General features: G+C 36.9%; 9 protein-coding genes and 2 pseudogenes. 6 read left to right on the top strand and 5 right to left on the bottom strand.

The window, feature by feature from the left end; all coding sequences use genetic code 11:
* Positions 1–37: 37 nt before the first annotated feature.
* Positions 38–208 carry a hypothetical protein gene (locus ArsFIN_RS26400; RefSeq protein WP_155846972.1) on the bottom strand — a complete coding sequence of 57 codons (171 nt, stop codon included), beginning with the start codon at positions 206–208 and terminating at the stop codon, positions 38–40.
* Positions 209–1,093: 885 nt separating this feature from the next.
* Here ArsFIN_RS26400 and ArsFIN_RS12335 point away from each other — a divergent pair.
* Positions 1,094–2,554 (top strand): DUF4874 domain-containing protein, encoded by a 1,461-nt coding sequence (locus tag ArsFIN_RS12335; RefSeq protein WP_026822058.1) that lies wholly within the window; start codon positions 1,094–1,096, stop codon positions 2,552–2,554.
* A gap of 186 nt (positions 2,555–2,740) precedes the next feature.
* On the opposite strand, the gene pta is transcribed toward ArsFIN_RS12335, so the two are convergent.
* Positions 2,741–4,873: a phosphate acetyltransferase gene (gene pta / locus ArsFIN_RS12330; protein ID WP_034249288.1), complete on the bottom strand. Its 2,133-nt coding sequence runs from the start codon at positions 4,871–4,873 to the stop codon at positions 2,741–2,743.
* 73 nt (positions 4,874–4,946) lie between these two features.
* Positions 4,947–6,149: an acetate kinase gene (locus tag ArsFIN_RS12325; RefSeq protein ID WP_026822056.1), complete on the bottom strand. Its 1,203-nt coding sequence runs from the start codon at positions 6,147–6,149 to the stop codon at positions 4,947–4,949.
* Positions 6,150–6,566: 417 nt separating this feature from the next.
* On the opposite strand from ArsFIN_RS12325, the gene yfbV reads away from it, so the two are divergent.
* The 4 genes and pseudogenes from yfbV (at position 6,567) to ArsFIN_RS12305 (ending at position 10,299) form a co-directional block, all read left to right on the top strand.
* The gene (gene yfbV, locus ArsFIN_RS12320; protein ID WP_026822055.1) at positions 6,567–7,022 is read left to right on the top strand and encodes a terminus macrodomain insulation protein YfbV; all 456 of its coding nucleotides are present in this window, start codon (positions 6,567–6,569) and stop codon (positions 7,020–7,022) included.
* A gap of 181 nt (positions 7,023–7,203) precedes the next feature.
* Positions 7,204–7,698 carry a YfbU family protein gene (locus ArsFIN_RS12315; protein ID WP_026822054.1) on the top strand — a complete coding sequence of 165 codons (495 nt, stop codon included), beginning with the start codon at positions 7,204–7,206 and terminating at the stop codon, positions 7,696–7,698.
* An 18-nt stretch (positions 7,699–7,716) separates the two neighbouring features.
* The gene (locus ArsFIN_RS12310; protein ID WP_026822053.1) at positions 7,717–8,382 is read left to right on the top strand and encodes a sugar phosphatase; all 666 of its coding nucleotides are present in this window, start codon (positions 7,717–7,719) and stop codon (positions 8,380–8,382) included.
* Between the two features lie 87 nt (positions 8,383–8,469).
* A pseudogene (locus tag ArsFIN_RS12305) lies at positions 8,470–10,299 on the top strand (SLC13 family permease).
* Positions 10,300–10,364: 65 nt separating this feature from the next.
* Here the strand turns inward: ArsFIN_RS12305 and yfbR are convergent.
* Positions 10,365–10,945: pseudogene (gene yfbR, locus ArsFIN_RS12300) on the bottom strand (5'-deoxynucleotidase).
* Between the two features lie 115 nt (positions 10,946–11,060).
* A complete protein-coding gene (locus ArsFIN_RS12295) occupies positions 11,061–12,275 on the bottom strand; it encodes a pyridoxal phosphate-dependent aminotransferase (protein ID WP_026822052.1) in 1,215 nt (404 codons plus the stop codon).
* 741 nt (positions 12,276–13,016) lie between these two features.
* Here ArsFIN_RS12295 and ArsFIN_RS12290 point away from each other — a divergent pair.
* Positions 13,017–13,934 carry a LysR substrate-binding domain-containing protein gene (locus ArsFIN_RS12290; RefSeq protein WP_026822051.1) on the top strand — a complete coding sequence of 306 codons (918 nt, stop codon included), beginning with the start codon at positions 13,017–13,019 and terminating at the stop codon, positions 13,932–13,934.
* Positions 13,935–14,351 lie beyond the last annotated feature (417 nt).

Genomic DNA, 14,351 nt, shown 5'->3' with positions numbered 1-14,351 from the left:
GAGTAATTTGCTGACGGTATTGAGTACTGTTTTTGGCCTAGATTTTTTTAGCCTGAGCTAAAAGTAGGTCACAATCATGCAAGCTTAACTGATTATCAGCAACTTGATAAAGTTCTTCTTTAGCATATTTAGCCAGGTCACTGAATGAGTTAGCATTTAATTTATTAATAATATTCTGAATTGCATTTTCGTTAATTTGGTATGGCATAAAACCCTCACTTATATTAGATGCCTCTATCGTTTTTTTAAAGAAAAGGAATATGATGAAATAGAATATAAAAATTTTTGATGATCATTTATATTCATGTTTTTTAATTTATTTATTCTTAATAAGAAATGAATTGAAAAAAATCATAACATAATTTTTTTTTAAAGCTAGCAGTTTTTTTATTTGAATTTTTAATAAAAATTTTAATAAAAGAACGAAAGGATTTAGCTAAGTTTAGTTGAGTGATTATATTTTTTTCTACTTCTATGTAATTTTACATTTTAATTTAACAATGGTTTTTGATAATAAATTAACTGTAATTTCATTTCGGTTAATTATTTACAACTGTAATTAAAAAATTAATAGATAATATTTTTAGCTGAAACGATTAATCCAACAAGGTTTTTGCATAATTATTTGGTTTTTTATGAATATTTAATTAAACAAATGAGGTATAGATATTATTGTTAATTTTGTTAATATTAATTTTATTAAAATTAAATATGGCCATCTATCTTAGTATAAAATATAAATTTATTTTTCCTATGTTGTCCGGTTCTGTTTTTTTGTATCTTATTGATTTTTGTTTTTTGTGTGGCACCTATTTTTTCTGTTGAAACCTTGTGTATTATAAATTTATTCGTGTTATTTTTTATCAGCGCCTTCGGGATATATATTTTAATTTGTTTTTATATTTATAAATTAAAATATTAATTTTAATTATTATAACCAAGTAAATGCTAATATAAAATTTTATAATCTATTATCTCATAATTAAATTTATTTTTTATACGTTATTGTAATTATTTTAATTGATAATGAATCTATAAATTAATATTAAATATAATAATCGAAAGGAATAATAATGAATGAAAAGGAATAATAATGAATAACTCAACGCAATATCAGCAGGCAAGCTATCGTGGGCGTTATCCTTCAGATGAGAATGGCAAAGTAATAATAGTGAACCCGGAACTGGGTTTTAGATATGAAAATATGATTTTATTAAATGAAGATTTAATAAATCCTTTTTCTGGCGATAAACAAAATGGCAATGTTTTATTAAAATTATATAAGAAAGAAATTATTGGTGAGCGTTATCAAATTGTTCAGCAATATATTTATCTGACAGAATATATAAATAAAGATCTGGATGATAAGGCTATTGAGTTAATTAATTATATCTTTAGTCAGGCAAAAATTGCCGGGGTTAAGCTTTTGGTTAGATTTGTCTATAAATATGCTAATCATATTCCAGAACCGGGGGTAGAAAAAATAAAACAACATATGCGGCAATTAAAATCAGTATTGGCTAATGGCGTAATATATGCATTTCAGTTTGGCTGGATTGGCACCTGGGGAGAACAACACGGGAGTTGTTACACAGATCAACAGAAACAGGCAATCTACCGGACATTTTATGCCGATTTTATGCCCGCCAATAGAAAAATAACCATGCGCTATAAGGCTAATCGAGATATGTTGATTAACGCACTTAGCCCGTTATTGGATAGTGACACTTTACGCATTGGTTTTAACAATGACTATTATACCCTTGATGCGCATAAGTTTGCAGTTGGCAATGACTTTGTCTGGCAAAGTGCCGTATACAATGATCTAAAAAAAATTGGCGCAAACTCTATCTATGACGTTGAAATGCCTTACAACGATGATGGTCGTGATCACTGGTGCCTTAATACTATTCCGGCTGATTTTGGCTGGGGAACGATTTGGCGCTTTACGGAATTGGGCGCTTCAACCTTTAGTATTATACATAATTTAAATTTATGTATAGCGGCTCTGCGTAAAGCGGTTATTGATTTAAAACAGTTTGAAAATGCAGGGTTTGTCTGTGATCGGGATTATTTTTGGGATCAAACAAAGCAAAGTTATACCACCAGAAGCGCTTTTGAATATATTAGGGATCATCTTGGCTATAGGTTGACGCTTGAAGAAGCGACTTATCCAGTGTTTGTCAAAATCGGTGATTATTTTGCTTTAAAGTTTAGCCTAAAAAATTATGGTTTTGCCCGACCAGTAAATAACAGACCGATTGCTATTGTATTTCTCGATGAGCAAGATGAGATCCAATGGCAACTCTTTATGCCAGCTGGCGCTGAGTTGTGCGCCGCAGGTCGGGGATATATATTTAGTATTGCCTGTCAGCTTGGTAATATAAAAAGCGGAAAATATCTGCTAGCCTTATGGTTACCCGATGAAAGTCCTATGCTAAGAGATTGTCCTCAATATGATATCCAATTGGCTAATGGCGGCAGTAATTTCCGTTTAATTGAAACGGAAAAACATCGCTTTAATGTTTTCGCTGAGGTACAGGTTATTGAATAAAATCTAGCTAGCAGAGAACGCTAGCCCGTTTTTAGCTATTAATTGTCAGTTTTCTACTCAGTTAGCGGTTAATAAAATTTAATTTTATCGATTAGCTGAGTTGTTGATTTAGCGTTTAGTCAATAAAAAAGCTGAAATACTCAGTATTTCAGCTTTTTTTTCAGCCAGCCAAATAAGTCAATTATTTTAATTTTGCGTTGCCTGAATGGCGGTAAGGGCAATGGTATAAACAATATCATCAACCAGTGCGCCACGGGACAAATCATTAACCGGTTTCCGCATTCCCTGTAGCATCGGGCCGATAGAAACCAGATTGGCTGAGCGTTGCACCGCTTTATAAGTGGTGTTGCCCGTATTCAGATCAGGGAAAATAAACACCGTTGCTTGACCGGCTACCGGTGAATCTGGCGCTTTAGATTTAGCAACATCGGCCATAATAGCGGCATCATATTGCAATGGGCCATCAATCACTAAATCTGGCCGTTTTGCTTGTGCTAAACGGGTTGCTTCACGCACTTTGTCCACGTCACTGCCGGCACCAGAATTACCGGTAGAATAAGAGATCATTGCTACTCGCGGCTCAATGCCAAATGCTTTGGCTGAATCAGCCGACTGGATGGCGATTTCTGATAATTGTTCCGCTGTTGGATCTGGATTTATTGCACAGTCACCATAAACTAACACCTGCTCAGGTAATAGCATAAAGAATATTGAAGAAACGATTGAGCTACCAGGGGCAGTTTTGATCAGTTGTAACGGTGGGCGAATAGTATTCGCCGTGGTATGAACAGCGCCGGAAACTAAACCATCAACCTCATTTTTTTCCAGCATCATGGTGCCTAACACCACATTGTCTTCTAACTGTTCACGCGCCACAATTTCGGTCATGCCTTTATTTTTGCGCAGCTCAACTAAACGTTCAACGTAGTTTTTCCGTACTGATTTAGGTGCCACAATTTCGATTCCGGCGCCTAATTCAATCCCTTGCGCGGCGGCAACCCGTTTTATTTCATCGGGTTCCCCTAGCAGGATACAGGTGGCAATGCCCCTTTCTGCACAAATAGCCGCCGCTTTTACTGTACGAGGTTCATTACCTTCCGGTAGTACGATACGCTTGTTAGCTTTACGTGCTAATTCGGTTAATTGATAGCGGAAAGCGGGAGGTGATAGCCGTTTAGGACGTTCAGAATCAGCCGTCAGTGAATCAATCCATTGCTGATTGATATGCAAGGCAACATAGTTTTGAATTTTTTCAATCCGTTCATGATCATCCGCATGCACTTCTAAACTAAAACTTTGCAGACTTAACGAAGTTTGCCAGGTATTGGTATCTACCATCAATACCGGTAAACCGGTTTCGAAAGCGCGGTGACAGAGTTCATGTATTGGCTTGGCAATCGGATAACCACCCGTTAATAGTAATGCACCAATTTCGACACCATTCATGGCCGCTAAACAGGCAGATACAATAACATCAGGGCGATCAGAAGAGGTCACTAGCAATGAGCCGGGACGAAACAGCTCTACCATATTGGGCACACTGCGAGCGCAGAAAATAACTGATTTTATGCGCCGGGTTTGTAGTGCACCTTCATTGATAATGCTGGCATTTAGATGATTAGCAATATCAATACCACGAGTGGCGATCAGATCAAAATTCCACGGAATACAACCCAATATTGGCAGCGGACTATTGTTAGCTAACGTCTTACTATCAATTTTTGCGATTGTAGCTTTAGTCGACTCATCAAATATCTCCGATAAATCAGGGCGGGTACGGCCATGCTCATCAACTGGTGCGTTGAGTTTATTAATAATTACCCCGGTGATATTTTTATTTTGTATACCACCAAACTCGGCGCGGGCTAATTCAATGCGCTCTTTTAACTGTTCCGGTGTGTTGTTACCTAATGCGGTAACAAAAATTACGTCAGCACCCAACGTCTTGGCGATATCATAATTTAACGATTGAGCAAAAGGGTGCTTACGGGTAGGCATTAAACCTTCGATTAGAATAACTTCAGCCTGTTGCGTGTTATCATGATAACGCGCAACAATCTCTTCCATTAAAACATCTTTTTGATCATTCGCCAGCAAAGATTCAACATAACTCATTTTTAGTGGTTCAGCGACCTGAACACTAGAATGGGAGCGTAACACTTCAGTTGTCTGATCTTTATCTCCAAAACGGGGTTGAGCAATGGGCTTAAAAACCGTTAGACTAACCCCTTTTTGTTCCATTGAACGGACGACCCCTAAACTAACGCTGGTTAAACCAACACTAATGTCAGTCGGTATTAACATTATTGTACGGGACACAGGTACCTCTTTAACAATTGCAAGATGTTCAACCTAGTACTGCCAATTGGTAAACTGGCAGTTTCTAATCTATTTATGCCGTTAGGCGGCTAGCGTCCTGAGCAATAACTAATTCTTCATTAGTTGGAATAACCAGAACAGGAATGCTATCGTCAGTCGTGATCTTGCCAGATTTGCCAAACCGTGCAGCTAAGTTGCGCTCGTGATCATACTTAATACCAATTAAAGATAATTTTTTAAGTGTTAATTCACGTACCAAGGCTGAGTTTTCTCCAATACCACCGGTGAAAACAATGGCATCTAATCGCCCTTCCATTAATGCGCAGTAAGCAGCGATATATTTGGCTAAACGATGACAATAGACATCCATTGCCCGTTTTGCATCCGGCTTAGTATTATAGTTATCTTCGACATAACGACAATCGTTGGTAACTTCAGTTAATCCAAGTATGCCAGACTCTTTGGTTAATAATGTATTGATTTTATCAACACTCATGCCCAAGGCGTCATGAAGGTGGAACACAATTGCTGGATCAATATCACCACTGCGAGTTCCCATCACTAAGCCTTCTAGGGGGGTCAGACCCATTGAGGTATCAACAGATTGCCCATTGACTACCGCAGTCACTGATCCGCCATTACCCAAATGGCAAGTGATTACATTCAGTTCATTGATCGATTTATTCAGTTCTTTGGCTGCTTGCTGGGAAACATAATAATGGCTAGTTCCATGTGCGCCGTAACGACGGATACCATGTTCTTTGTAAAGATTATAAGGCAGCGCATATAAATAAGCTTCAACCGGCATCGTCTGATGAAAGGCAGTATCAAAAACAGCGACATGTTTGTCATTTAAATGGGGAAATGCTTTTTTCGCTTCTTCAAGTCCAATAATGCCAGCAGGATTATGTAAAGGCGCAAATGGAATAGATGCTTTAATGCCTTCAACAACTTCATCATTAATAACAACTGATTGAGTAAACTTTTCACCGCCATGAACAATACGATGACCAATAGCAGAAATGGCTTGAGCTAATTCTGGTTTTTGGGTGAGAATTTGATTGACTATGAAAGTCATTGCTTCACTGTGTGCAGCACCTTCGCCTAAAGCAGCTTCGTTTTTCGTGCCATCTATTTTCCATTTAATACGGGCTTCTGGTAGATGAAAACATTCTGCTAAACCAGATAGTTGTTCTTCGCCGTTAACAGGATCAATGATAGCAAATTTAAGGGAAGAGCTACCGCAGTTGAGGACAAGTACCAGCTTACTTGACATGGAATTACCTACTATATCGTTATCATGCAGTCTTCTTTGTCAGATTAACCAGGAAGACTAGGGTTAATAAACATCAATCCAATAGAATGCTAGTAGCCTAGCTTATCCCTGGGATCATATTGAATGATTAATATCATATTTACGCAATATTATGATATTTTAATCGTATTTATCGAATAAATAACTATGTTTGCAATGTTGATATTAAAGATGCAATATAATATTAACATTATGGATTGAAAACATAGTAATAGACCAAATATAAACTTTATATGATATCAGTTTTTCTATAGATTATAGAAATCGTAGTCTCTGGCAACCAATGTTGCCCTGTAAATTCTACTAAAAAGATTTTATGCTTTATACATTTATTTTAAATTTTGCATGAAAAATTGATTGAAGTCATGTGAGGTATTGATGAATACGACACCAGAAACGACCCCCGGTTTCATACAAAAGTTGAAACTAGGTCGTCAGTATGCCAAGACATTTCCGTTAGAGAAATGTTTGATGCCTATTTTTCCCGAGCATCGTGTGATCACCGCTAGCCGATTTGCGATTCGTTATATGCCTGCTGTTGCTGTGTTTACACTTACCTGGCAGATTGCATTGGGTGGTCAGCTAGGACCGGCTGTGGCGACAGCGTTTTTTGCTTGTAGCTTACCATTGCAGGGTTTATGGTGGTTAGGTAAGCGTTCAGTTACGCCGCTACCTTCTGCATTACTTAGTTGGTTTTATGAAATTCGGGAAAAATTTAATCAAGCTGGAATTACCATTACGCCAGTTAAAGGTACACCGACTTATCAAACATTAGCAGAATTGTTAAAACGTGCTTTCAAACAATTAGATCGCTCTTTTATTGATGGTATTTAACTTAATTTGAAAGGATAGTGGGTCAGCTAATCAGTAATAGAGATAACAGGCATTAGAAAATAGTTTTTTAAAGGTTAATGCTTGAAAAGCCTTCTTAGATCAATAAAAGGTGTGTTATCACTATAAAAGGCAGGGCGGTGATGCGATGATTTAACAAATTTCCTCGTATTGGAGAGCCATAATGGAAATGACCCATGCACAACGCTTAATTCTGTCTAACCAGTATAAAATGCTGATCCTGCTTGATCCGGATAATGCCAAACGCTATCGACGTTGTCAAACTATCATTGAAGCTGGTTTTGGCTTGCAAATAAAAGAGTTAGAACAAGATTTTGCTGAGTTGTCAGAAGAAAATTGCCAGATTATCATTGATATTATGGAAATGTATCATGCCTTACAAGTTTCTTGGGAAAATCTATCGTCTAAAGCGGATATTACGGACAAAAGAGTTATCTTTTTAGGCTTTGATGCAGTGACGGAAGCACATTACCTACATTATGTTCGTTTTTTGGTGAATAGCGAAGGTCGTTATCGTCATTTTGTGCGTGGTAGCGATGATTTTAATGCTCAAACACCCATGTGGGATAAGTATCTGAGAATGTTAAATGTTTGGACATCTTGTCCGCGTCAGTATCATCTTTGTGCAGTAGAAATTAATCAAATCATTAATGCATGACTTATCTAAGGAGCATCAATGGTATTAAAATGTAAGGGATTTCTATTTGATTTGGATGGCACCCTGGTTGATTCTTTACCAAACGTTGAACATTGTTGGCGAGAATTTAGCCGTCGGATCGGTGTTTCAGAAACGGAGGTTTTGCACTATATTCATGGCAAACCGGCAATAAATTCTATCCGTCATTTTATGCCAAATGCCACTGAAACTAAAATTGATGAAGTTTTTTATTGGCTAGAAAATTTGGAAGCCGCCAATACGACAGGCATAGTGGCCCTACCCGGTGCGATTGATCTACTTGAACAACTAAATACATTTGCTATTCCATGGGCAATAGTGACTTCTGGCACCATTCCAATTGCTTTTAATCGGAGTAAAGCCGCAGGCTTACCGGAACCAAAACACTGGGTCACGATTGAACGGGTTGAGCAAGGTAAGCCGCAGCCAGATCCGTTTTTGCTTGGTGCACAACTACTAAATTTACCGCCAGAAGCGTGTATTGCGGTTGAAGATGCACAGGCAGGAATCTATTCTGCCTTAGATGCGGGTTGCCAGGTTATTGCTGTTCATGCGCCAGCAGGTATGGCGCGGCGAGAAGAAATATCGCTAATTATCAAATCATTTACTGAATTAAATATTTCAAAACCAGATAACCAAGGTGTTGTTACGGTGACTCAGCGTTAAAAAGATGTCAATTTCATAGAGTAGGCCGGCTAATTTGCACGATTTATGACAAATGAGCCCGATGAATAGACTTAATTTGAGGTCATTTTGAATAGCCAGCTGGTATGGGTACTAATTTTACTGCTAATCGTGGTCACGTTTTTTATGACTAATAAGATCCGTATGGATGTGGTTGCATTATTAGTCATTGTGGCTTTAGTATTAAGTGGAACGCTGACCCTTAAACAAGCAACAATCGGTTTTAGTGATCCCAATGTGCTGCTAATTGCAGCACTTTTTGTTTTTAGTGAGGGATTAGTTCGCACCGGTATTGCCTACCAAGTTGGTGATTGGTTAGTTGGTGTAGCCGGTAATAATGAAAATAAGATGCTGATTTTTTTGATGATAACAGTCGCAGGGTTAGGCGCTTTTATGAGTTCCACCGGCATTGTTGCTATTTTTATTCCCGTTGTTCTTAATGTGGCAAAACAAATGAGAATTCCACCAGGGCGCTTTATGATGCCATTAGGCTTTGCTGGACTCATCAGTGGTATGATGACGTTAGTAGCGACACCGCCAAATATGATAGTGAACAGTGAACTAGTCAGAGAAGGTTATACGGGATTCAAATTTTTCGCCATTACGCCGATTGGGATTGCGGTACTGTTGCTGGCAATTATTTATATGTGGATGGTTCGTCGTTGGTTAGGTAATCGCGAAATTGCAGCGGGTACTAATCCTCACCGGCGAACATTTCACGACTTTATTCGCGACTATAAGCTATCAGGTCGCGCTCGCTGTTTGGCCATCTGCCCAGGTTCCCCCTTAATAGGCTACTCTCTCGATGAATTACATTTACGCTCACGTTATGGTGCCAATGTTATTGGTATTGAGCGTTGGCATCGTTTTCGTCGACTTATGCTAAGTGTAACGGCTGCAACGGAGTTACATGAACGAGATGTGTTATTAGTCGATATCTCTGAGAGTGAAGTTGATCTCAATGACTTTTGCCATGAGCAAAAATTGGCCCCAATGATTTTGCGAGGTGAATATTTCTCTGCTCGCTCGCGTGAGGTCGGAATGGCTGAGTTCTCCTTAGCGCCGCAATCTTAGCTATTAGGCAGTACATTGCGAGAAATTAAATTTCGTACCCGTTATGGTCTTAATGTTGTTGGCATTTACCGTGAAGGAAAAACTATCGATGATAAATTAATTGATCAGCCAATGCGTTTAGGTGATATTTTACTGATCGTGGGTGACTGGAAATTAATTCGCTTATTGTCAACGGATAGGCGTAATTTTATTGTGTTAAATTTGGCCGCAGAAGTAGAAGCGGTGGCGCCTGCTACCTCGCAAGCGCCACATGCGATTTTTTGTTTGGTATTAATGGTTACTATGATGGCAATAGATGAAATCCCTAATTTTATTGCTGTGCTTATCGCGTGTCTTTTAATGGGAAAATTTCGCTGTATTGATATGGAAAGTGCTTATCGTGCAATACACTGGCCAAGTATTATGTTGATTGTTGGTATGATGCCTTTTGCTTTGGCATTAGAAAAAACCGGTGGTATCAATTTGATTGTTAATTTGCTAATGGATATTGCTGGTGGCATGGGAGCAAGGATAATGCTGCTTTGTTTATTTATTGTTTGTGCAGTGATTGGATTATTTATTTCTAATACTGCAACCGCAATATTAATGGCACCGATTGCCATTGCTGTCGCTAATCAGATGAATATCTCGCCTATGCCATTTGCTATGGTGATAAATGTTGCTGCTTCTGCGGCTTTTATGACTCCCGTTTCTTCACCGGTTAATACACTAATTTTGGCGCCTGGTGGCTATAAATTCAGCGATTTTCTTAAATTTGGTATTCCTTTTACTTTTTTAGTTATGGCTATTTCTATTATTATTATTCCTGAATTTTTTCCATTTTGACGTCATCCCCTATTATATGTAACAAATAGTAAGATAATGATATTATTTATATGCTGTATAATGTGTTAGCTACTAATTTCATCTAAAGATAAACTAAATCCTGGAACAAAAATTTCAATAAAGTATTGCATTTCATCGCTATAACGTTCAGAAAGTGTTTTTTCAAGTCGCATTTTAGCTAAATTAAACTCGCTGTTCCCTGCAGATAATTCTTCTAAGCATTTTAAATAGGCACAAAGTGCATCAGCTTGTTTAACAATAGCGCGTTCTTCCGCAGTATGATATTCATCATCCAAAATCGGCTGAAAATCTTGCTGTAATTCTTTTGGTAGCATAGCAACCAGTTTTTGTTGAGCGAATTTTTCAATTTTTTTGTATTCGTTCGCAATTTGCGGGTTATGATATTTTATCGGTGTTGGCAAATCACCGGTGATGACTTCACTAGCGTCATGATACATAGCCAGTAATGCGATGCGTTCAGGATTAGTTTGGCCATTAAATTTACGATTTTTAATGCAAGCAAGTGCATGAGCGACAAAGGCAACTTGTAGACTATGCTCTGAAATATTTTCTGTACGTACTTGCGCATCAGTGGCCAACGATTAATTAATTTCATACGAGAAAGATGGGCAAAAAAATAACTCATAGACTTTCCTCATGCGATTGTCATAGTGATAAACATTGTGAATTTACTAGGCAAACAAGTAAATAATAAAATAGAATATCCTTAAGTAAATTAAGGATATTCTATTGTTGGACAACTATTGGCGATAGTTTAGCAGGAATTGGCTAAATTTATTAATTGCAGCTTCAAGCTGACCAACATAAGGTAGTGTTACAATTCTGACGTGATCAGGCTCAGGCCAATTAAATGCCGTTCCCTGAACTAATAAAACTTTTTCTTGTAATAATAAATCAAGTACCATTTTTTGGTCGTTTGAGATATTGAATTTTTTGATATTAATTTTGGGAAACATATATAAAGCACCTTGCGGTTTAACACATGATACTCCAGGAATTTCATTAATCAGTTCCCAGGCACGATTACGTTGTTCATATAATCGTCCACCGGGACAGATAAATTCGTTAATACTTTGATAGCCACCTAATGCGGTTTGGATTGCATGTTGCATAGGAACGTTAGCACAAAGTCGCATGGAGGCTAATATTTCTAAGCCTTCAATATAGCTTTTGGCATTTTCTTTTGGACCATTAAGCACCATCCATCCCTGACGAAAACCAGCAACTCGATAAGTTTTTGATAAACCATTAAAAGTAATGGTTAATAGATCCGGTGCTAATGCAGCAATTGAATGATGTTGTGCATCATCGTAAAGAATTTTATCGTAGATCTCATCGGCAAAAATAATCAGCTGATGCTGACGAGCAATTTCGACGATCTCGGTCAATAATGCTTTGCTGTAAACAGAACCAGTAGGATTATTGGGATTAATGATGACAATACCACGTGTGCGTGGCGTAATTTTTTTACGAATATCATTTAAATCGGGAAACCAATTTTGTTCTTCATCACATCGATAGTGCACCGCTTTGCCGCCAGAAAGCGATACCGCAGCAGTCCATAACGGATAGTCAGGGGCGGGAACTAACATTTCATCGTTATTATTTAATAAGGCTTGCATCGATTGCACAATAAGTTCAGAAACACCATTACCAATAAAGATATCTTCAATATTAATGTCAAGCATTCCTCTGGCTTGATAGTGTTGCATAATTGCTTTGCGAGCGGAGTAAATTCCTTTTGAATCACTATAACCTTGTGAGTGGGTAAGATTGCGTAGAACATCAAATAAAATTTCATCCGGCGCTTCGAAACCAAAAGGTGCAGGATTTCCGATATGAAGTTTCAGAACTTTATGGCCTTCTTCTTCAAGACGCTTGGCTTCTTTAAGAACTGGCCCTCTTATGTCGTAACATACGTTATCCAATTTATTGGATTTACTGATTGTATTCATTTACTCTGTTTAAACCTCAATGTTAATAGAATATGAGGAAATTCCGCTGCATATTTATTTTCACACTCTACTCTTAGTTGGAAAATTTTTGAAGATACAGGCTAACTTTTAGTAGAAAAGGTTGATTTGAATAATTAAATTAGGTCAAATAAACTTTTTATCTAACTTAACTAGATAAATAAGTTCAAAAATATCATATAGGGCGGCCTTAAATTTTAAGTATGAGCTAATTTTTAGTAAACAAAAAATAAATTAATTAGTGTAATCATTGGCAGTGCATTTTTTGTTACAAACCATTGGTGGTTTCATGATAGAAATATTCTTTTTATAACATATAATTAAAGTTAATATGTTATCGCCGTATCTAAGCAAATAAAGTTTTGCTGCTGATTATCAATTTATAGTTTTTCCTAGCTGCATTATCTTTGACGGTTATTTTGTTGAGAATAACGTATTTTCTTCCTGTTTGGAAAATCGTTATTTTGGCATAGATTTGGAATTAAAAATTATTCTAATAAAAACGAGAAGAGGAACATTCTCATTGGCATTTTGTTTATCAATATGTAAAACATGCTTATTATTAAACAATTTAAGTTAATAAAAGTGTATACACAGTAATAAATACTGCATTAATAGAAATAAACTTTAATTTGTAAGGCTTTATCTTTATTTCTTTAACTATCAATGATTTTAATATCTATTGAATTCGTAAAAACACCAGGAATGATATAAGAGAACAAAATGATAAATTCAAATCGCCCAATTATGAATCTCGATCTTGATTTACTTAGAACTTTTGTTGCAGTTGCCGATCTGAATACCTTTGCCGCAGCTGCTGCGGCCGTTTGTCGTACTCAATCAGCTGTTAGCCAACAAATGCAGCGTTTAGAACAGTTAGTTGGCCGTGAGCTCTTTGAGCGCCACGGCCGAAATAAATTATTAACGGATCATGGATTGCAGTTATTAGGTTATGCGCGGCAAATATTACGGGCTAATGATGATGCTTCAGCTTCACTAACTTATAATGATGCTGAAGGCGAGTTGCGAGTGGGTGTTTCTGATGACACTACCAATACATTATTACCGTTTTTGCTTAATCGTATTGCGTCAGTCTATCCGCGTATGGCTGTTGATATTTATATAAAACGCGCCCATCTTATTAAAAATATGTTGGATAATGGTGAAATTGATTTAGCACTCATACCCACAGAATTGAGCCAATATCCCAGCACGCTTTTGCGTTCTGCACCCATCCTTTGGCATTGTGCCCCTGATTATCAGTATCAATTAAATGACCCCATTCCGTTGGTTGTTATGGATGAAACCAATCCGTTTCGTGAAATAGCATTAAGTACCCTTAATGCTGCGGGGATCAAATGGCGTATTGCTTATGAAGCCGCTTCATTATCGGCAGTGCTTGCAGCGGTTAATGCTGAAGTTGGTATCACTGCGCGTCCCTTGGAAATGCAGAATAGCGATTTAAGAATTTTAAGCGAAAGTGATGGTTTACCTCGCTTACCCGAAATTCGTTATTGGTTATACCGTAATATTGATGAGAAAAACGAGGCTATTTTAACGGTATTTGGTGCCATTAAAAATAAGAAAACACCTTACATAGTAGAGCCGTTTAGCGAGACAATTAATAAAGAAATATTATAAATCTGGAGGTTAAAAAATTACCCTTTAGTTTAGATTGTTATTTAAGTTTCATATTGCGAGCAATTCTATTATTCCTGCCCTGTTGCTCTATTTTAAATAGAAAAACAGGGTATTTTTTTATTTTCTGCACAAAGCTTGTTTTATTTAGCAGAGAATAGCCAAAATATTAGTACATAAAATATTCTTTATTATTGCGATAAACAAAGGCATTGTTTAACAAACATTATTTAAATATTTCTTATCAATAGTACTAAATTTTATTTTAGCAAAAAATCTATTCTGACTTGAAGGGTTTTTATTTCATCTAAAAATTAGGTTTATTTATAGAGTTGTGAAAAATGATAGTCGTTAATATAATCATATAAAGTTGATTATTTTTTAATCAGTTGTGTTTTTTCAACAGAATTGTGCGCATGA

The organism is Arsenophonus nasoniae (assembly GCF_004768525.1).
GTDB lineage: Bacteria > Pseudomonadota > Gammaproteobacteria > Enterobacterales > Enterobacteriaceae > Arsenophonus > Arsenophonus nasoniae.
Note: the sequence above shows the minus strand (reverse complement) of the source record. Positions and strands in the feature narration are given on the sequence as shown.

Excerpts from the sequence above, each read along its gene's own strand:
- yfbV (WP_026822055.1), top strand. The coding sequence starts at position 6,567 with ATGAATACGACACCAGAAACGACCCCCGGTTTCATACAAAAGTTGAAA.
- ArsFIN_RS12315 (WP_026822054.1), top strand. The coding sequence starts at position 7,204 with ATGGAAATGACCCATGCACAACGCTTAATTCTGTCTAACCAGTATAAA.
- ArsFIN_RS12335 (WP_026822058.1), top strand. The coding sequence starts at position 1,094 with ATGAATAACTCAACGCAATATCAGCAGGCAAGCTATCGTGGGCGTTAT.
- ArsFIN_RS12290 (WP_026822051.1), top strand. The coding sequence starts at position 13,017 with ATGATAAATTCAAATCGCCCAATTATGAATCTCGATCTTGATTTACTT.
- ArsFIN_RS12310 (WP_026822053.1), top strand. The coding sequence starts at position 7,717 with ATGGTATTAAAATGTAAGGGATTTCTATTTGATTTGGATGGCACCCTG.
- ArsFIN_RS12325 (WP_026822056.1), bottom strand. The coding sequence starts at position 6,149 with ATGTCAAGTAAGCTGGTACTTGTCCTCAACTGCGGTAGCTCTTCCCTT.
- ArsFIN_RS26400 (WP_155846972.1), bottom strand. The coding sequence starts at position 208 with ATGCCATACCAAATTAACGAAAATGCAATTCAGAATATTATTAATAAA.
- ArsFIN_RS12295 (WP_026822052.1), bottom strand. The coding sequence starts at position 12,275 with ATGAATACAATCAGTAAATCCAATAAATTGGATAACGTATGTTACGAC.